The sequence below is a fragment of the Achromobacter sp. NPDC058515 genome, assembly GCF_042721735.1.
In the GTDB taxonomy this organism is placed as follows: Bacteria; Pseudomonadota; Gammaproteobacteria; order Burkholderiales; family Burkholderiaceae_B; genus Achromobacter.
This window is the reverse complement of sequence record NZ_JBHXNI010000006.1, coordinates 142,803-161,436: the sequence shown is the minus strand read 5'-3', so window position 1 is coordinate 161,436 and position 18,634 is coordinate 142,803. Positions and strand designations below refer to the sequence as shown.

17 protein-coding genes are annotated in these 18,634 nt (G+C 66.5%); 4 read left to right on the top strand and 13 right to left on the bottom strand.

What is annotated here, in order from left to right; translation table 11 throughout:
- Nucleotides 1-188 precede the first annotated feature (188 nt).
- Nucleotides 189-1,334 (top strand): MFS transporter, encoded by a 1,146-nt coding sequence (locus tag ACFWP0_RS13075; protein ID WP_377842786.1) that lies wholly within the window; start codon nt 189-191, stop codon nt 1,332-1,334.
- A 119-nt stretch (nt 1,335-1,453) separates the two neighbouring features.
- The gene (locus ACFWP0_RS13070; protein WP_377842546.1) at nt 1,454-2,755 is read left to right on the top strand and encodes a UDP-N-acetylglucosamine 1-carboxyvinyltransferase; all 1,302 of its coding nucleotides are present in this window, start codon (nt 1,454-1,456) and stop codon (nt 2,753-2,755) included.
- A gap of 4 nt (nt 2,756-2,759) precedes the next feature.
- Here the strand turns inward: ACFWP0_RS13070 and ACFWP0_RS13065 are convergent, their stop codons facing one another.
- Entirely contained in the window at nt 2,760-3,242 is a 483-nt protein-coding gene (locus tag ACFWP0_RS13065; RefSeq protein WP_377842545.1) for a MaoC family dehydratase, read from the bottom strand.
- A gap of 170 nt (nt 3,243-3,412) precedes the next feature.
- Between ACFWP0_RS13065 and ACFWP0_RS13060 the strand changes: the two genes are divergently transcribed.
- A complete protein-coding gene (locus ACFWP0_RS13060) occupies nt 3,413-3,997 on the top strand; it encodes a YceI family protein (protein WP_377842543.1) in 585 nt (194 codons plus the stop codon).
- Between the two features lie 19 nt (nt 3,998-4,016).
- Here the strand turns inward: ACFWP0_RS13060 and ACFWP0_RS13055 are convergent, their stop codons facing one another.
- From ACFWP0_RS13055 to ACFWP0_RS13000, 12 genes are all read right to left on the bottom strand, one after another.
- Nucleotides 4,017-4,835, bottom strand: coding sequence for a tRNA U-34 5-methylaminomethyl-2-thiouridine biosynthesis protein (locus tag ACFWP0_RS13055; protein ID WP_377842542.1), 819 nt, complete (start codon nt 4,833-4,835; stop codon nt 4,017-4,019).
- 61 nt (nt 4,836-4,896) lie between these two features.
- Complete coding sequence (gene cnbCb / locus ACFWP0_RS13050) at nt 4,897-5,817, bottom strand: 2-aminophenol 1,6-dioxygenase subunit beta (protein ID WP_377842540.1); 921 nt, start codon at nt 5,815-5,817, stop codon at nt 4,897-4,899.
- A gap of 178 nt (nt 5,818-5,995) precedes the next feature.
- A complete protein-coding gene (locus ACFWP0_RS13045; protein ID WP_377842539.1) occupies nt 5,996-7,300 on the bottom strand; it encodes an alpha/beta fold hydrolase in 1,305 nt (434 codons plus the stop codon).
- Between the two features lie 9 nt (nt 7,301-7,309).
- Nucleotides 7,310-8,299, bottom strand: a complete 990-nt coding sequence (locus ACFWP0_RS13040; protein ID WP_377842538.1) for a Bug family tripartite tricarboxylate transporter substrate binding protein — start codon at nt 8,297-8,299, stop codon at nt 7,310-7,312.
- A 281-nt stretch (nt 8,300-8,580) separates the two neighbouring features.
- A complete protein-coding gene (locus tag ACFWP0_RS13035) occupies nt 8,581-9,138 on the bottom strand; it encodes a DUF1415 domain-containing protein (protein WP_377842536.1) in 558 nt (185 codons plus the stop codon).
- 5 nt (nt 9,139-9,143) lie between these two features.
- Entirely contained in the window at nt 9,144-10,616 is a 1,473-nt protein-coding gene (locus tag ACFWP0_RS13030) for a M20 family metallopeptidase (RefSeq protein ID WP_377842535.1), read from the bottom strand.
- Between the two features lie 204 nt (nt 10,617-10,820).
- On the bottom strand, nt 10,821-12,446 hold the full coding sequence (locus ACFWP0_RS13025; RefSeq protein ID WP_377842533.1) for a methyl-accepting chemotaxis protein: 1,626 nt from the start codon (nt 12,444-12,446) through the stop codon (nt 10,821-10,823).
- Nucleotides 12,447-12,596: 150 nt separating this feature from the next.
- Nucleotides 12,597-13,544: an NAD(P)-dependent oxidoreductase gene (locus tag ACFWP0_RS13020; RefSeq protein WP_377842784.1), complete on the bottom strand. Its 948-nt coding sequence runs from the start codon at nt 13,542-13,544 to the stop codon at nt 12,597-12,599.
- An 18-nt stretch (nt 13,545-13,562) separates the two neighbouring features.
- Nucleotides 13,563-14,993 (bottom strand): aldehyde dehydrogenase family protein, encoded by a 1,431-nt coding sequence (locus tag ACFWP0_RS13015; protein ID WP_377842532.1) that lies wholly within the window; start codon nt 14,991-14,993, stop codon nt 13,563-13,565.
- A gap of 31 nt (nt 14,994-15,024) precedes the next feature.
- Entirely contained in the window at nt 15,025-15,621 is a 597-nt protein-coding gene (locus ACFWP0_RS13010; RefSeq protein WP_377842530.1) for a thiamine pyrophosphate-dependent enzyme, read from the bottom strand.
- Between the two features lie 15 nt (nt 15,622-15,636).
- Entirely contained in the window at nt 15,637-16,152 is a 516-nt protein-coding gene (locus ACFWP0_RS13005; protein ID WP_377842529.1) for a phosphonopyruvate decarboxylase, read from the bottom strand.
- 77 nt (nt 16,153-16,229) lie between these two features.
- Nucleotides 16,230-17,390 (bottom strand): ABC transporter substrate-binding protein, encoded by a 1,161-nt coding sequence (locus tag ACFWP0_RS13000; protein ID WP_377842783.1) that lies wholly within the window; start codon nt 17,388-17,390, stop codon nt 16,230-16,232.
- A 222-nt stretch (nt 17,391-17,612) separates the two neighbouring features.
- Between ACFWP0_RS13000 and ACFWP0_RS12995 the strand changes: the two genes are divergently transcribed.
- Nucleotides 17,613-18,536: a LysR family transcriptional regulator gene (locus ACFWP0_RS12995; RefSeq protein ID WP_377842527.1), complete on the top strand. Its 924-nt coding sequence runs from the start codon at nt 17,613-17,615 to the stop codon at nt 18,534-18,536.
- Nucleotides 18,537-18,634: the final 98 nt, after the last annotated feature.

The window sequence follows — 18,634 nt, the reverse complement described above, 5'->3', positions numbered from 1 at the left end:
CCGGCCCGACTACATTTGTACTGATCGATACATAACTAAGGCAATCCCGCCGCTGCGGACCAGCCCGGTTGCCTGCCGTCTCGATCCGGGTTCATCTTCTTAAGGATTCTTGCGTGAGTCACTCTTTCATTCATACCGGACAGCCTGAGTCCGACCGCCTCCCCATCGCCGGGCTCCTGGCCCTGGCCATGACCGGCTTCATCTGCATCGTGACCGAGACCCTGCCCGCGGGCCTGCTCCCGCAGATCAGCGACGGGCTGGGGGTCAGCCAGTCGCTCGCGGGGCAGATGGTCACGGCCTATGCCTTGGGCTCGCTGCTGGCCGCCATACCGCTGACGATCGCCACGCGCGGCTGGCGCCGCCGCAACGTCCTGCTGATGACCATCGTGGGATTCCTGGTCTTCAATTCCGCCACTGCCCTGTCTTCGAATTACTGGCTGACGCTGGTTGCGAGATTCTTTGCCGGGGTTGCCGCGGGGCTGGCCTGGAGTCTTTTGGCGGGCTATGCGCGGCGCATGGTCGCCCCTTATCAGCAGGGGCGCGCACTGGCGCTTGCGATGGTGGGCACGCCCATCGCCCTGTCCTTGGGCGTCCCGCTGGGGACATTGCTGGGGTCGACGGTGGGCTGGCGCATGGCGTTCTGGATCATGTCCGCGTTGACGCTGGCGCTGATCGCCTGGGTGCTTGCCAAGGTGCCCGACTATCCCGGGCAGTCCGCCCATGAACGGATGCCGCTGCGCAGGGTGTTCACGACGCCGGGGGTCCGGGCCGTGCTGGCTGTGGTGGTGGCGTGGATGCTCGCCCACAACATCCTCTATACCTACATTGCCCCTTTCGTCGCGCCTGCCGGACTGGCCGGGCGGGTAGACCTCGTGCTGCTCATATTCGGTACGGCGGCGCTCGTCGGCATCTGGATCACGGGCAAGCTGGTTGACCGCCACCTGCGCGCGACGGTGCTGGCGAGCCTTGCCGCGTTTGCGCTCACGGCGCTGGCGTTCGGCCTGGCGGCGGCCAGTCCTGCCGTGGTTTACCTGGGCATGGCCGTATGGGGCGTGAGCTTTGGCGGCGCGGCGACGCTGCTGCAGACCGCGCTGGCGGACGCCGCGGGCAAGGGCGCCGATGTGGCGCTTTCGATGAATGTCGTGGCATGGAACGGCGCCATTGCGGCGGCGGGCGTGGTGGGAGGCATGCTGCTGGAAACCTGGGGGGTCGGCGCCTTCCCGTGGGCACTGGTGATCCTGGCGGCGATCGCGCTGGCCATCGTCTCGTCGTCGCATGCGCATGCCTTCCGGCCCGGACTGCGCAGCGCCGGCGCGGTGGCCATCGGCCACTAGGCTGGGCGAGCATTTCAGTTTGAAACGTTTGGGGGCTTTTGGTCTAAATCCCCTTCTAAAGGACGCCGGTACAATTCCCGGCGATTCCTCTAATTTCTTTCCCGGCCGGCCACACCCCCATGTCCAATCTCATCGTCCACGGCGGCACGCCCCTGCGCGGCCGCGTCGTCCCTTCGGCCAACAAGAACGCGGTGCTCCCGATCCTGTGCGCCACGCTGCTGACCGACCAGCCGCTGCGGCTGCACGGGGTTCCGGACATCACCGATGTCCGCAAGATCCTCGACATCTTCCGCACGCTGGGCAGCGAGATCCGGCTGGACGACGCGACGCGCACGCTGGAGCTGCACCACCGCGACACCGCGTTTGACGCCGCCGTTCACCGGCTGCCCGAAGAGATGCGCTCTTCGATCATGCTGGTGCCGCCGCTATTGGCCCGGTTTGGCGTGGCGCGCCTGGAAGACAACGTCAAGGGCTGCACGCTGGGCGTGCGCGAGATCGATCCGCACGTGGACATCTTCCGTTCGTTCGGCGGCGAAGTCGAACGCGCCAGCGGTTCCCTGCTGGTCCGCGCGAGCGGCCCGTTAAAGCCCACCCATCATTGGCTCGACTACGCGTCGGTGACCACGACCGAGAATTTCGTGCTGTGCGCGGCGGCCGCCGAAGGCGAGTCCACGCTGACCAACGCCGCCTCCGAGCCGCATGTGCAGGAATTCTGCCGCTTCATGGCGATGATGGGCGCCGACATCGACGGCATCGGCACCTCGCGCCTGACGGTGCGCGGCGGCGTGCGCCTGGGCGGCGGCGAGTTCACCTTCGAGGAAGACTTCCACGAAATCACGACCTTCCTCGCGCTGGGCGCGATCACGGGCGGCGACGTGGTGGTGCGCAACAGCACGCCCGGCAATTTTCCGCTGATCGACCGCACGTTCGCCAAGTTCGGCGTACAGATCGTGCACGAAAACGGCTGGTCGCGCGCGCTGCGCTCGGGGCCGCTGAAGGTGCAGACGCCCTTCACCAGCAATGTGCTGACCAAGGTCGAGGCGGCGCCGTGGCCGTACTTCCCGGTGGACCTGCTGCCCATCTTCATCGCGCTGGGCGTATGCGCCGAAGGCAATGCGATGTTCTGGAACAAGGTCTACGACGGCGCGCTGGGCTGGACCGGCGAGCTGTCGAAGTTCGGCGCGCATGTGTTCTCGTCGGACCCGCACCGGGTGGTGACCTTTGGCGGCACGCCGCTGACGCCGGCGGTGGTTGAAAGCCCCTACATCATCCGCGTAGCGATCGCCCTGTTCATGGTGGCCAGCAGCATCAAGGGCCGTTCGGAGATCCGCAACGCCACGCCGATCCGCCGCGCCCATCCGCGCTTTGTCGAGAACCTGCGCAGCCTGGGCGTGCAGGTGGAGTGGGCCAACGAGGAATAAGGCCTCAGGCTGCCGGCTTGGCGCCTTGCTCGGGCCTTTTGAAGCAGAGGACCTTGCTCACCAGTTTCTGCACGTCTTCGCCGAGCTGGTTCGAGGTAATGCTCTCCAGCACGATGATCCCGCGATCCGGCTTGGAGCGCGATGCCGTAATGCTGGCGATCGTGCTGGTCACCTTCAAGGCGTCCCCCGGCCGCGTGGGCCGTGTCCAGCTGATTTCGACGCCGGCGCCGATGACTCCGCCCGCCAGGGGCACGCTCTGGACCAGCAGGCGCATGGTGATCGCGGCGGTATGCCATCCGCTGGCGGCCAGGCCCTGAAAGAACGAGTCCTTGGCCGCCTCGGCGTCCAGGTGGAAGGGCTGGGGATCGAATTGCTCGGCGAAGCGGATTACCTGCCCTTCGTCCAGCTGGTGCGGCTGGCTGACGAATACGTCGCCGACCGCGAGGTCTTCATAGAAGAGCGATTGCGGGCCTGGTGTGGATGCCATGCTGATATCTCCTGCGGCCCCGTGTCGAACGAGTGGGCGGCCGTTCGCAATTTTAAATTATTGCCTCGCCCGGAGCGCGACTTCTGACTTCTTCCTGAATGTTATTGTGATGCGTCTGCTCACGCCCGCGCCCCGCCCGCGGGTCAGATCGCCATACACAAGGAGCCGCAATGAAGTTGATCCCGTCCCTGTTGCTGGGCGCCGCCGCGCTGATGCCGGCCGCTGCCGCCACGGCCGCGCCAGCGACCTATGACCTGGATCCCTCGCATACCTACCCGAGCTTCGAGGCCGATCACTTCGGCGGCCTTTCCACCTGGCGCGGCAAATTCAACCAGTCCCGCGGCGTGGTCGTGCTGGACCGCGAGGCGCGCACCGGCACGGTGGAAGTCACGGTCGACATCAACTCGGTGGATTTTGGCCACGACGAGATGAACCAGCACGCCGTCGCCCCAGACATCTTCGACGCGGCCAAATACCCCACCGCCACCTTCAAGGGCAAGTTCACCAAGTTCGACGGCGACCGCCCCAAGGAGGCGACCGGCGACCTGACCCTGCGCGGCGTCACACGGCAGGTCAAGATGGACATCGACGACTTCAAATGCATCGACCACCCCATGCAGAAACGCGAGGTATGCGGCGCCGACGTGTCCACGAAATTCAGCCGCAAGGACTTTGGATTGACCTTCGGCCTGGACATGGGCTTCAAGCCCGAGGTGGAACTGGAGATCCAGGTGGAGGCGGTGCGGCGCCCTTGAAGTAGGCCTTCCGCCCGCCTCAGTTCGCCATCATCTCCACCACCGCCCCTCCGCTGCCGTAGAGGGGCGCATACTCAAGCACTCTTGCGCCCTGGAGCCTGCCGTCCAGCGCCCCCAGCACCCAGTAAAAGTGCTTGAACCCCATGTCCGCCCGCGCCTCGCGCGCGTAGTGCGGGATCTGGTCGCGCAGTCCGGCCGCATCGCCAGCTTCCATCATGTCCAGGATCCGCCGGTTCCAGGCATCGTCCGCCTCGCTGATGATGCGGTCCTGCTCCAGTTCCACGGGTTCGCGGAACATGGAGTTCGACAGGCCTCCGATGCCCAGCACGGCAACGCGCTTGCCCTGGCGGCCCGCGCACTCGGCGGCCAGCCGGCCCAGCGCCTCGGTCTGCGCGCCATCGTGATAAAGGTTGTTGGCGGCGATCACCGTGGGCAAAGACGTGCCGCCGAAGCCCATCATGGTGCTGGCGGCGATGGTGCCGGTATCGACAGGAAAACCGTCGTAGTCGACTCCGCGCGCGTGAACGCCGGCCGTTGCGCAAGCCTGGACGCAGGCCTGCGCCAATGGCGCATCGCTGGCGATATCGAACGGCAGTTCGCCGAACTCGTGCCAGTTCTCGTCCACGTGCAGGCCGATGCTGCGTGCGCGTGTGATCCACAGCTGGTCCAGCACGGCCATCCATTGCGTGGAATAGACAAGCACGCAGTCGGGGCGCGATGCCGCCAGCGCCGCGCCCGCGGCGCGCATGGCGCAGGCGAGCCGTCCCCAGGGGGCGACGTCGGGACGCAGCTGCGGCAAGGGGCTGCCCGGGACAAGGAATGCGGATACGACGGTCATGGCGATTTCTCCGAGAGGCCTGGGGCGCGTCCGGCGCGCCCTCTTCCGGCAATGGGCGCGCTCAGGCGCCGGCGGGTTGGGCGATGCGCGACAGGCCGGCGTCCTGCAGATTCCATTCCATGATGGCGTTGCCGGTGCCGATGACGGAGCCATAGCCGTAGAAGCGGCCGGGCAGTTCGGGATAGTCCATGGCCGCGTGCATCCAGGTGAAGGCGCCGGACTTGACCTCGGCGAAAGCCTCATCGATGAACTGCGGCAGCAGCTGGAAGGTCTCGCGCATCCTGCCCTGGCGCATCAGGTCGATCATGCGGATGTCCCACTTGTAGCCGTCGTAGCGCTCGGGATGCTCCTTGGACATGTCCTCGGGAATGGCAGGCTCTTCGTGGAAGTGCCAGTGCGACAGCGTATTGCTGGCCAGCAGCACCGCGCGCCGCCCGGTCTTGCGGATGGCTTCGCGCGTGGCGCGGCCCAGCAGGTCCATTTCCCCCAGGCCCTCCCTGGTGTCCAGGTAGTAAGGCGTGTTGTTGGCGGAAATGCCCACGACCGGGATGTCCCATTGCGGCCGCACCATGTGCAAGGTGGTGATGGTGCCGTAGTCCACCCGGAAGCGCGGGTTGCGCATCATCTTCGTGACCAGGCCGGCGCGCCTGCCTTCCTCGCAGCAGGCCTCGGCCAGTTCCACATCCACGTTCAGCGAAAAGTCGTAGCGGAACAGGTTGGGGAAGATGGGATCCACGGACTTGCCCGCCAGCTCGGGCACGCCCAGGAAGTGATGGCCGACCTGGGTGATCCAATGCGGGGAATGCACCAGCAGCACGTCGGGCTTGAGCCGTTCGATGCTGTCGCGCGCGTGTTCGTACGCCCAGCGCAGCATTTCCCAGCCGCCTTGCGAGCGGGGTTCGTTCTGGGGCGGGTTTTCGCCGTAGACCAGGTGCGGAGGATGCGGGGCCAGGAAGCCCGAGAGGATTTCGCCGTCTTTCATGGTGTCTCCGTGGTGGCCTACGGGTCTTGCCATTCGACCTGCGGCCGGACTGACGCGTGATGTCGGGGCCGCTCTGTGGCGGCATTCATTACGTATACGTACAAATAACCCAAAAAACCGGCGGATGCGCCTAGGGAAAATCCCTGTAGGGCGCATCCCCCCTGTCGCGTCTTCCGGACTAGTCGGATTCGGCTTGCCCGCGCTGCGCCTGCGCCAGGAAATCCAGCACCGCCCGGTAGGACCCCTCGTTGCCCGCGGCATTGGCCGACGGCGTGCCGCCCGCGTCCAGCAGCAGTCCCGACATCGCATGCGGCTTGCTGATCAGGGTGGCGGGCAGATGGGGATAGTGGACATGGTGCCCCGCCCCCGCGCACACGTAGTGGAACGACGGCAGCGCATCGGCCTGCCGCCGGCGCACCACCATTTCCGAATAGGCCGTGCTGGGCCAGAAGCCGTCGTCCGAGGCGCTGACCAGCATCATCGGGCCGGGATAGTTCTCCACCGGAATGCGCGCGCGCTCGAACGCGGCGGCATCGCGCGTGGCGCTCAGGAAGGCCAGGGTCTGGCGATACGGCGGCTCGGACGCATAGGCCGCTTCCCAGTCCGCCGTGGCGTTGTCCCGCCACAGGTGCGGCAAAGGCTCGCCCTGCCTGGTCCACACCTGGGCGTTGCGTCCCGTGCCGGGCGCGCCGGCGCTGACCACCCCATGCATCACGGGCGACGGCACATACGCGACGACGGCGCTGACCAGTTCCGGATAGTGCGAGGCCACCAGCAGCGAGGTCTCGCCGCCCCGGCTGATGCCCGACACGGCCACGAAGCCGCCGCGCGGCTGCAGGGCCTGGCGCACCCATTTCAGCGCCGCTTCGAAATACTCCAGCGGCATGTCGTTCAGGTACTTGGGCCGGCCGTCGTAATTGAATATGGCCAGCGCCAGGCACTGGTAGCCGCGAGCCGCGAACAAGGCCGCGCGCGGCGCATTCACGCCGCCCGAGGAGCCGTTCATGTAGATTACGACGGGATGCGGCCCCGGCCCGGCGGGCGTGTAGAGTTCGCCCGACACGGTCATGCCGCCCAGTTCCTCGCGCACGGCGCGGTGCGTGACGCCGTCGGCCAGGAAGTCCTGGACCAGCGTGGCCTCGGCGGACAGCGCGCCGCTTTCGGCGCGCACGCGCACGGTCAGCGCGTCGGTCCTGTCGGGCGGGAACACCACGCGGTCCATGTCCTGGCAGGCCATGGACCACACGATGCCCATGGCGGCCGGCTCGGCGTAGGCGCCCGATACGGGGCAATCGCGGCGCAGGTCCAGGCGGCCGTCGTGGCCCGCCACGAACACGGCCTCGGAGCGCCAGGCCGCGCCGCACATCGTCATGCTGGCAGTGACGGTGATGAAGGCGTAGGCGGGAAAGCCTTCGATGCGGATGTCGCGCTCGACGTCGATCAGCGCGCGTTCGGGCGTTACGGCAATGCGGGGTTGCGTCATGGCGCCTCCTTATGCCTTCAGGTCGGTCTTGGGCACGCCGTTGGCCTTGATGACCTGGGCCCACATGGCGGACTCGTCGGCGATGACCTTGTCCAGATCCGCCGACGACGTGAACTCCACGGCCACGCCCTGCTCGGCGAACTGCTGCACCAGGCTGGGGTCGCGCGTGCCTTCGCGCACCGCGTTCTCCAGCACCGTCGCCACCGCGGCGGGCATGGCGGCGGGGCCGGAAATCATCATGCGGGTGTAGAGCTCGAAGTCGTCGACGCCGGCCTCTTTCATGGTGGGCACATCCGGCAGGCTGGACAGGCGCTTGTCGGCGGTGACGGCCAGCGCCAGCAGCTTGCCCGACTTGATGTTCGCGAGCGCCGAGGTCGGAAAGTCGAAGGTGCTTTGCACGGTGCCGGCCATCAGGTCCAGCAGCGCGGGGCCGCTGCCCTTGTAGGGCACGTCCTGGAACTGCGTGCCCGTCTTGGACTGGAAATGCAGCAGGGCCAGGTGATTGATCACCCCGCGCCCGGCGTGCGCGCTGGTGATGTCGCCGGGCTTCTTCTTGGCCAGGGCGATGAACTCCTGCACGTTCTTCACGCCCAGGTCGGGATGCACGATCAGCAGCATGGGCGACTTGCCCATCGAGCCCAGCTGCTTGAAGTCCGACGGCTGGTACGGCAGGTTGTTGTAGAGCAAGGGATTCAGGATCATCCCGTTGGTGCCCGCGAAGCCCAGCGTGTAACCGTCGGGCTCGGCCCTCGCCACCGCCACGGTGGCGATGATGGCCTGGCCGCCCGGGCGGTTCTCCACGACGACGTTTTGCTTGAGCGTCTTGCCCATGCGTTCGGCCAGGGCGCGCGCGGCGATGTCGGTCAGGCCGCCGGGCGCAAAGCCCACCAGGAGGCGCACGGGCCGGGTCGGAAAGGAGTTCTGCTGGGCCCAGGCCGGGCGCGAGATCAGGGGCAGCGCGGCAAGCGCGCCCAGGGCATGACGGCGGGTGAATCGCATACGGCTCTCCAGACTGGGGCAAAGGCCAACGCGCGGCCAGGGAACGGCCGCGAGGCAAGACGATGAAATGGGGAAGGACGTACAGGCCGGTCGCCGAACGGCGGCGGTCACATGGATCGTATGTTGTATGCAATACAACGGATGGGCTATCTAGGGATATCCCGGGGCGGCCCTTTGGGTCTGCGTTGCAGCGATTTCGCTAAACGGTATTTGGTATGCGATCGCAGGGGACCGGCTGGCGACCAAGGGTGCCGCTCAGCCGCCCCGCGGGCTTCGGCTGGTCAGGCCTTGGCCATCAGCTTCTTCCAGCCTTCCAGGCCCAGCTTGTGCATCGTCTCGATGTTCTTTTCGTAGATGTCGGCGGCGTCCGGGAAGGACTCCACCGCGCGGTCGATGCTGTCTTCGCGCAGCAGGTGCAGGATGGGGTATGGCGAACGGTTGGTGTAGTTCTCGATGTCGTCCGGCTGCGTGTCGGCGAACTGGAACTGCGGGTGAAAGGTCGCGACCTGCAGTTCGCCCACCAGGCGCATGCGCTTGAGCAGGCGGTCCGACAGGTCCTCGAAGTCGTTGAAGTCCAGGAAGTCGTCCAGCGCGTCGGGGAGGATCAGCAGCGTCGTGTCGATCTTTTCGGGATCGGCCTCGGCCAGCAGCGCCAATTCGTCCTGCAGGTCGGTCAGGACGCCTTCGGCGTCGGTGGCGTCGCTGACGGCAAAGCGGATCTGGTCCTTGACCTGCACCGCCTTGGCGAAAGGACAGAGGTTCAGGCCGATCACGGCCTGGTTGAGCCAATGGCGGGTTTCGGCAACCACATTGGCGTAAGCGTCGGAAGTGGAAATCATCTGGGTCAGGCGGCCGGCATGGCGGCCATGGTCTGGGCCACGGCTGCAGTCAGTTTCTTGCCATAGGGCACGTGCAGGAATTCATTGGGGCCGTGGGCGTTGGACTTGGGGCCCAGCACGCCGCAGACCATGAACTGCGCCTTGGGAAAGCCCTTCTGCAGGATGCTCATCAGCGGAATGGTGCCGCCCTGCCCGATGTAGCCGCAAGACGCGCCATAGTATTGCTGGGACGCGGCATCCAGGGCCTGGGTCAGCCAGGGCACGGATGCGGGCGCGTTCCAGCCGGTGGCGGCGCCTTCGTTGGCCTTGAAGATGACCTTGGCGTTGTAGGGCGCGTCGGCTTCCAGCAGTTCCTTGATTTCCTGCGAGGCGGCCACGGCATCCACCAGCGGCGGCAGGCGCAGCGACAGCTTGAACGCGGTGCGCGGACGCAGCACATTGCCGGCGCTGGACAAGGGCGGCAGGCCTTCGGCGCCGGTCACGGACAGCGTCGGGCGCCAGGTGCGGTTCAGCAGGGCCTCTTCGGGTTCGGTCGTCATGGGCAGCACGAAACCGCCTTCCGCGCCGCAGCTCCAGGGGAACCGGCGCCAGACTTCGTCGCCCAGGATGCGGGCGGTGGCGGACACCTGTTCGATGCGTTCGGCGGGAATCTCGCAGTGCAGGCTTTGCGGCAGCAGGCGGCCGGTGGCGCTGTCTTCCAGGCGGTCCAGCAGGTGGCGCAGGATGCGGAACGACGACGGCACGACGCCGCTGGAGTCGCCCGAGTGCACGCCTTCGTCCAGCACCTGGACTTCCAGCGTGCCGGCCACCATGCCGCGCAGCGAGGTGGTCATCCAGAGCTGGTCGTAGCTGCCGGCGCCCGAGTCCAGGCACACCACCAGGGCCACGTTGCCCAGGCGGTCGCGCAGCGCGTCCACATAGGGCAAGAGGTCGTAGCTGCCGGATTCTTCACAGGTCTCGACGATGCCCACGCAGCGCGGGCGCGGAACGCCCTGCTTGTCCAGCGCCATGATGGCGGTCAGCGAGGCGTACACGGCGTAGCCGTCGTCCGCGCCGCCGCGGCCATAGAGCTTGCCGTCTTCGTACTTGGGCGTCCACGGGCCCAGGCCCGCGCGCCAGCCCGAGAATTCGGGCTGCTTGTCCAGGTGGCCGTACAGCAGGATCGTGTCGCCGTTGTCGCTGCGGGTGGCGGGCGCGTCAAAGAAGATGACGGGCGTGCGGCCCGGCAGGCGCACCACTTCCAGCTTCAGGCCCGAGACCTTCTGCGCCTCCACCCATTGCGCCGCGTCGCGCACCACGCGCTCGATGAACGCGTTCTTTTCCCAATCGGCGTCAAACGCCGGGCTCTTTGCCGGGATGGCGATGTAGTCGGTCAGCGCGGGGATGATCTCGTTGTCCCACTTGTCGTCCACAAAGGCCTGGAGGGCTTTCGGATCAAGGGTGGGCGGCAGTGCGTCTTCGGGGATACGTGCGTTCATGGCGCGGGATCCTGTGTGTGCGGGGATGGGCAATCCGCTATTTTATGCCTGGGTCCGCCGGACGGCATCTTTCGTCCCTATTTGTTAATGTGGGACGGTGTCTGACACCGGAGGAAGCTGAGGTGTCAGACACCTTTTTAGGTGTCTGACACCTTTTCCGGGGTGTTGCGGCCAGCCGCCCTGGCCGGCTTTTGCAATCGCGGCTCAGGCGCCGATCAGCGCGGGCTCGCCGCCGCGGCCCAGGGCCGGGGCATCGGCGTCGATCACCCGGCCGGTCTGCAGCTTGAACACCGCCACGGCCTCGCGCAGGCGCTGCGCCTGGGTTTCGAGCGAGGCAGCGGAGGCCGCGGCCTCTTCGACCAGCGCCGCGTTCTGCTGCGTCACGCTGTCCATCTGCGACACCGCCTGGTTCACCTGCTGGATCCCTTGCGATTGTTCTTCGGAGGCGCTGGAGATCTCGTTGATGATGTCCGTCACGCGGCGCACCGAGGTCACGATCTCCTGCATGGTCGCGCCGGCGGCTTCCACCTGGTCCGAACCGACGGACACCTTCTGCACGGAGTCGTCGATCAGGCCCTTGATCTCCTTGGCGGCGGCCGCGCTGCGCTGCGCCAGGGCGCGCACTTCGCTGGCCACGACCGCGAAGCCCTTGCCCTGCTCGCCCGCCCGCGCCGCTTCCACGGCGGCGTTCAGCGCCAGGATGTTGGTCTGGAAGGCAATGCCGTCGATCACGCCGACGATGTCCGCGATGCGGTTGGAACTGTCGGCAATGCCGCGCATCGTGCCGACCACGTCGCTCACGGCCTGGCCGCCGCGCGTCGCCACCGCGGACGCGGCCACCGCCAGCTGCGAAGCGTTGCGCGAGCTTTCGGCGTTGTTCTTCACGGTGGAAGACAGTTCGTCCATGCTGGCGGCCGTTTCCTCCAGGGAGGCGGCCTGCTGCTCCGTGCGCGAGGACAGGTCGATGTTGCCCGCGGCGATCTCGCGCGAACCGGTGTGGATCTCTTCCACGCCCAGGCGCACGGCGGACACGGTGCGCGCCAGGCTGTCCTGCATGCGCTTGACGGCGGCGTACAGGACGCCGATCTCGTTGTTGCCGCGCTGTTCGATGCGGTTGGTCAGGTCGCCGCCGGCAATGCGGTCGAACAAGCGGCCGGCCTCATGCAGCGGGCGGAAGACCGAGCGGGCGAAGACGGCGTACAGGCCCACCACCAGCACCCCCACCACCACCAGCAGGCAGATCAGGAAAACGATCGCGCCGTTGATGCGCGTGGCGGCTTCGCTCGCGACGCGCTGGCCCACTGCGTCCGCGTAGTCCACATACTGCTGGATTGCCTGCGTGAACGAGATGCCCATCGGCGTGACCTTCTCGAGGTTGATGCGGCCGGCCTCCTTGGCATTGCCGGCGCGGATGGCGACGATCAGCGGCACGATGGCTTCGCGCGCGTAGACGTCATAGGCGGCCAGCGCGGCGTCGAAGAGGGGCTTGCCCGCCGGCGTGAGTTCCGGCAGCTTGCGCGCCGTGTCGATCAGGCCGGTTGCCTTAGTCACGTAGCCGTCCAGCCGCTGCATGCTGGCCATGTTGTCCAGGCTCTTGCCTTCCAGCAGCGCGCTTTGCGCCGACAACAGCACCACGCGGGCCCGCAGCAGTTCCGACGCGGCGTCGTCCAGCGAGTTGGCGCGGACCAGGTTGGTGTCCAGCATCACCTCGATGGACGTGCGGTTGGACGTGAGTTGCTGATAGACCGCGATGCCGGTCACCAGAAAGAGTGCAAAGAAGACGCCCAAGGCGGTCGTCAGGATTGCGCGGATACTTAAATTCTTGAACATTGAAGCCACTCCGGGGGTTGCATAACGCTATCCCCTTAACGGCTCAATGCAATGAAAAGTTAAATATCTCATTGGGTTACACGCACATTTTCATGGCCGCGCCCCGGCCGCTGACGCAGCCGGGAAACGCGCGCGGCCAGGGCTCGACGTTCAACCGGGTTTCCAGCCTTCCGGAACGCGCGGCTTCTCGATCTGCGCGAAATGGCAGATGGCGTCCGCGATGCCCGAGAAGTCGATTCCGCCGAATTGGCCCGCCCGCGCCAGGCTGAAGGACTCGTGCACGGCCGCGGCCACCGGCATCGGCACCTTGGCGGCATGCGCGGCGGCGACGATCAGCGACATGTCCTTGTGCGCCAGGTCGATGGTGAAGCCCGGCGCGGTGTCGCCCACCAGCACCTTGTTAGGGAAGTTCATCCGCAGCTGCCCGTTCGAGGCGGACGTGCCGTACAGCACCTGCAGCGTCTTGGTGATGTCCAGCCCAAAGCGCTGGGACAATGCCAGGGCCTCCGCGTTCACCTGGCACAGGGTGACCGCCACGTAGTTGTTCACCAGCTTGGTACGCCCGCCCGTACCCACCGGCCCGCAATGGTAGGTGGTGGTGCCCATGGCGTCGAGCAGCGGCCGGACTCTGGCGAAGTCGGCCTCGCTTGCGCCCACCATGAACAGCGACTCGCCCCGGTCCGCGTGTTCGGCCAGGCGGCCGACAGGCGCATCCACCACGCTCAGCCCGAGGGCCAGCGCCTGCTCCTGGAGGCGGTCGGTCGCCAGCGGGTCGATGGTGCTCATGTCCATCAGCACGCTGCCCTTGGCGGCGTTGGCGAAAATCCCGCCGCTGCCCAGCGCCACCTGCTCGACTTCCTTGGACGAAGGCAGCATCGTCACGATGATGCCGCACTGCCGCGCCACGTCCGCCACGCTGGCGCCGGCCGCCGCGCCGGCCGTGACAAGCTCATCCACCGCCTTCTGGTTGATGTCCAGCACCACAAGCTCGAACCCTGCCCGGCGCAGGTTCAGCGCCATGGGCTTGCCCATGCGCCCCAAGCCGATAAATCCGATCTTTTCCATGCCTGTCTCCTGCCGGCGTCTGTCGCGCCGGATCGTCCTGCGGTTGATGGATCAAAAGCCGATGTAGGCGGTCTTGGTTGACGTGTAGAAGTCCACCGCATAGCGGCCCTGCTCGCGCGGGCCGAAGCTGGAGGCCTTCACGCCGCCGAAGGGCACGTGGTAGTCCAGGCCGGCGGTGGGCAGGTTCACCATCGTCAATCCGCTGCGCACATTGAGCCGGAAATGGTTGGCATGCTTGTGCGACGTGGTGCAGATGCCCGACGACAAGCCAAAGGGCGTGTCGTTGGCGACCTGCAGGGCCTCGTCGTAGCCGGACACCCGGATCACGGCGGCGACCGGGCCGAAGATCTCCTCGCGGTTGATGCGCATCGCGTTGCTGCTGTCCGTGAACAGGGTCGGCCGCAGGAAATGGCCGGCGGTGGATGCATCGGCCCGCTTGCCGCCCTCGGCCACGGTGGCGCCTTCGCCGCGACCCAACTCGATATAGCCCAGGATCTTCTCCAGTTGCGGCGCATTGATGACCGGCCCGATCTGCGTGGCCGGGTCCCGGGGGTCGCCCACCACCAGCTTGCGCATGCGTCCGGCCAGCGTCTCCACGAAGCGGTCATGTATGCCCTCGGCAACGATCAGGCGGCTGCTTGCGGTGCATCGCTGGCCCGCCGAATAGAAGGCGCCGTTCAGGGCGCACTCCACCGCCACGTCCAGGTCGGCGTCATCGAGCACCACCAGCGGATTCTTGCCCCCCATCTCCAGCTGCACCCGTATCATGCGTTCCGATGCCGCGGCGGCGATCTTGCGGCCGGTGGCGACGCTGCCCGTAAAGCTGACGGCGTCCACGCCCTCGAGCAAGGCTCGGCCAGCCGCCGCGCCTTCGCCATTGACCAGGTTGGCCACGCCGGGAGGCAGACCGGCGCGCTCAAGAATATTGAACAGTTCCCAGGCGACGCCAGGCGTGTGCTCGGAGGGCTTGAGCACCAGCGTATTGCCGAAGGCCAGCGCCGGCGCGATCTTCCAGGCCGGAATCGCGATCGGAAAATTCCACGGCGTGATCATGGACACCACGCCAACCGGGTGCCTGCTGATCTGCACGCCGATGTCCGGGCGCACGGACGGCAGGTTCTCGCCGCCATAGCGCACCGCTTCCCCCGCGAAAAACTGGAATATCTGCCCGGCGCGCACGACCTCGCCCAGCCCTTCGGCCTGCGTCTTGCCGGCTTCGCGCGAAACCAGGGCGCCCAGTTCTTCCTTGCGCGCCAGGATCTCGTTGGCGGCGCGGAACAGGATGTCGCTGCGCGACTGCGTGGTGCTGCGTTCCCAGGCGGGCGCGGCGGCGCGGGCGGCCTCCACCGCCTGCCGCATCTGCGCCTCGCTGGCGCAGGCGTACTGGCCGATCACATCCTGCGGGTCCGCGGGATTCAGGTTCGCCAAGGTGGCGTCGCCATTTACCCATGCTCCATTGATGAAATTCGCTTTCTGCGTCACTGTCCGCTCCTCGTCATGAATCGTTGATGGATCATGCATGGCCGCCCTTGCCCTGGCCCAGCACTGCCTCGCGAAACCGCGAGCGCAGGTAGGGGCCGTCGCGCGGCGGCAGGCTGCTGGGTTCGGGCGCCGCCGCCACCTTCAACACCAGGCATTGCAGGCCCGGCTGGTACAGGCCGGGGATTCTCTCCTCCAGTTCGCGCTCGCTGCGCAGCGTGGCGCAATCGGCGATGCCGCAGGCCCGGGCGATCCCGGCGATGTCCACGCCGCGTCCCGAATGGGCCGGCTGCATGCCGGTTTCGCCGTAGTGCTCGTTGTCGATCACGATGATCTTCAGGTTCGACGGCGCGCGCACGCCTATCGTAGCGAAGGATCCCATGCCCATCAGCATCTCGCCGTCTCCGGCAAAGGCCAGCACCTGGCGCCGCGGCTGCGCCAGCGCCAGGCCCAGGGCCACCATGCAGGCGCCTCCCATCGCGCCCCACACGTAGAAATTCCGGTCGTCGTCGCCGGCGGCCGAGGCGTCGTAGGTGGGATTGCCCAGGCTTGCCACCACCAGGGCATCGCCCCGTTGTTCAAGTATCCGGGCCACCGCCGCCCGCCGGTTCATTGTCGCGCTAGCGTTCATATCGCTTGCCTCGTGCTACTTGTTGAAGTTCTTGATGCCCAGGATGCTCTGGGAGATCACCACGGCCACCGCCCGGTTCGAGTTGAACGCCAGCAGGCTTGCCGCGCGCACCGTTTCCGGCACGTCGCTGCCGTGCTCCACCCGCTGCACGAACACGCCGGCCCCGCGCAGCGCGGCCTCGGTGGACTGGCCCATGGGGCATTGCCAGGGATTGAACTCGCCCCATTCGCCGCGCATGGTGATGAGGCACAGGAACGGCATGCGGCACTCCTGAATCAGGGCCAGCATGTTGATGCAGTTGCCGACCCCGCTGGATTGCAGCAGCAAGACGCCCTTGGCTCCGCCCAGCCAGGCGCCGCCCAGCATCGCCACGCCCTCCTCTTCCGTGGTGAGGGAAATCGCTTCCACGCCCGGATCCGCCTCGAACAGCTTGATCAGCTGGCTGTGCCCCGCGTCCGGCACGTACGCCATCTGCGTGATTCCGGCCTCCTTCAGGTTTTGATAGACCATTTCGGGCCAACTCTCTGCCATGATTCGTTCCCTCTGGTGTGTGGATGAAGACTTGCCTGCGGCGCGAGCCCGCCGCAAACGGCTTGCGCCGCGTCCGTTCAGATCCGCGCGTTCAGCTTGCAGATGCCGGGCTTGGTGGGCGCGTAGGCATCCTCGCCCGGAATCGTGGCCACCTTCTGGTAGTAGTCCCATTCGCCCTTGGAGGCTGCGGCCGACTTGACCTGCATGAGGTACATGTCGTGCACCATGGCGCCGTCGGCGCGGATATAGCCCTTGGTGAACATGTCGTCGATCGGCATGGACTTGAGCGCGTTCATGACGGCGTCCGAGTCCGTCGTTCCGGCGCGCTCCACGGCCTTCAGGTAGGTCGTGACGGCGGAGTAGTCGCCCGCCTGGAAGGTGGTGGGCATCTTCTTGTTGCGCTCATGGAAGCGCTTGCTGAATTCGCGCGAGCGGTCGTCCAGGTCCCAGTACCAGCCGTCGGTCAGGTACATGCCCGCGGTCGTGTCCAGGCCCAGGCTGTGGATGTCCGTGATGAAGACCATCAGGCCGGCCAGGCGCATCTTGTCGCTGACGCCGAATTCCTTGGCGGTCTTGATTGAGTTGATCAGGTCCCCGCCGCCATTGGCCAGGCCCAGCACCTGCGCCTTGGATGCCTGCGCCTTCATCAGGTAGGAAGAGAAGTCGGACGTATTGAGCGGATGACGGGTCGACCCCGTGACCGAACCGCCGCTGGCCTGCACCACATCCATGCTGGCCTTTTCCAGTGAATAGCCGAACGCATAGTCGGCGGTCAGCATGAACCAGCTCTTGCCGCCCTGCTGGACCATGGCCGCCGCCGTGCCGCGCGCCTGCGCGGACGTCGAATAGGTGTAGCGCACCGTGTAGGGTGTGCAGGCCTCTTCGGTGAGGCTGTCGGCGCCCGCGCCCGCGCTGATGAAGACCTTTTTCTTTTCGGCGGCGATCGTGCTGATCGCAAGCGAAGCCGACGAATTGGAGCCGCCGACCACCAGGTCCACCTTGTCCTGGTCCCACCACTGGCGGGCGCGGTTCGACGCGATGTCGGCCTTGTTCTGGTGGTCGGCCGACAGGATCTCGATGGGTTTGCCCAGCACTTTGCCGCCGAAGTCCGCGACCGCCATGCGTATGGCGTCCAGGCCGCCCGCGCCGTCAAAGTCCGAGTACGGGCCGCTCATGTCGGTGACGAAGGCGATCTTCACCTTGTCGCTCTGGGCGCTTGCGCCCCCCGCCCCGCACATGCCGACTACCGCCAACGCGACGGCACCTAACACTTTCGTACTGGTTTCCACGTCTTGTCTCCTCGCTATGTCGGCCTTGCCGCAGGATCGCCAAAGCCATCTCTTTTTTTAATAATATATCTATCTACAATCTATTATCGGCATATCGTTAACCCGTAGAGCGGGGCCCAGCGACACGGCCTCATCCCTATAATCCGGTTTTCCAACTCCACGCCACACACCATGGATCTGCGCCAGATCGAGTGCTTTCTTTGCCTGTACCGGAACGGCGGCATGACGCGCGCCGCAGCCGAATTGGGCATCGTCCAATCCGCCCTGAGCACGCAACTGGCCAAGCTGGAAAAGACCTTGAAGGTCCAGCTGTTCGAGCGCTCCAGCCGGGGAGTCACGCCCACCGCCGCGGGCGTCGATCTCTACAAGATGCTGTTGCCCCTGTCCAAGGAGGTCGAGAGCGTGCGCCAGCGCATGCTGGACCTGAGCGGCGGCACGTCGGGCCTCATCCGCGTCGGCACGGTGCCCTCGCTGGGCGCCAGCATCGTGCCGCGCGCCCTCTCTCTTTACACCGCCGAAAACAAGGACGTCACCATCCGTTTGACCGAGGCCTACAGCGCGGGGCTGGTGGAACGGCTGGATGCGGGCGAACTCGATGTCGCCATCGTCAATCTCATCCAGCCGGTGCGCAGCCTGGAAACCACGCCGCTCGTCAGCGAGGAACTGGTGCTGGTCACGGCGTCGGACAGCGCGTTGCGCAACGTGGAATTCGGCGAGCTGCCCATCGACGCGCTGATCGTCCCGTCATTGGGCCAGGGCCTGCGCGCGATCATCGATCCGGTCTTGAAGAAGCGCAGCCCCGGCGCGCGTCCCCGGCTGGAGATGGACGCGCTGACCCCTACGCTGGAACTGGTCAAGTCGGGCGCGTGGGCCACCATCCTGCCCATCAGCGCCATCGCGCATGAACTGGACGCGGGCGCCCTGTCCGTGCGGCGGATCCACGCCGACATGCAGCGGCAACTGGTGGTGGTCAACCATCCGCGCCGCCCGCTGAGCCTGGCCGCGCAACGCTTCGTCGCCGCGCTTGCGTCCGAGGCGCACGACGCCGTGTCGCGCGCGCAGCGCTTCATGAAGTCGCTCAAGATCCGCAAATAGCCGCGGCGGCCCAATAAAAACACCCCGCCGGCCGGGCAGGATGCCCAGGCGGCGGGGTGTGTCGCGCATGCGCCGGGAAAACCACCCCGGCGGAAGCG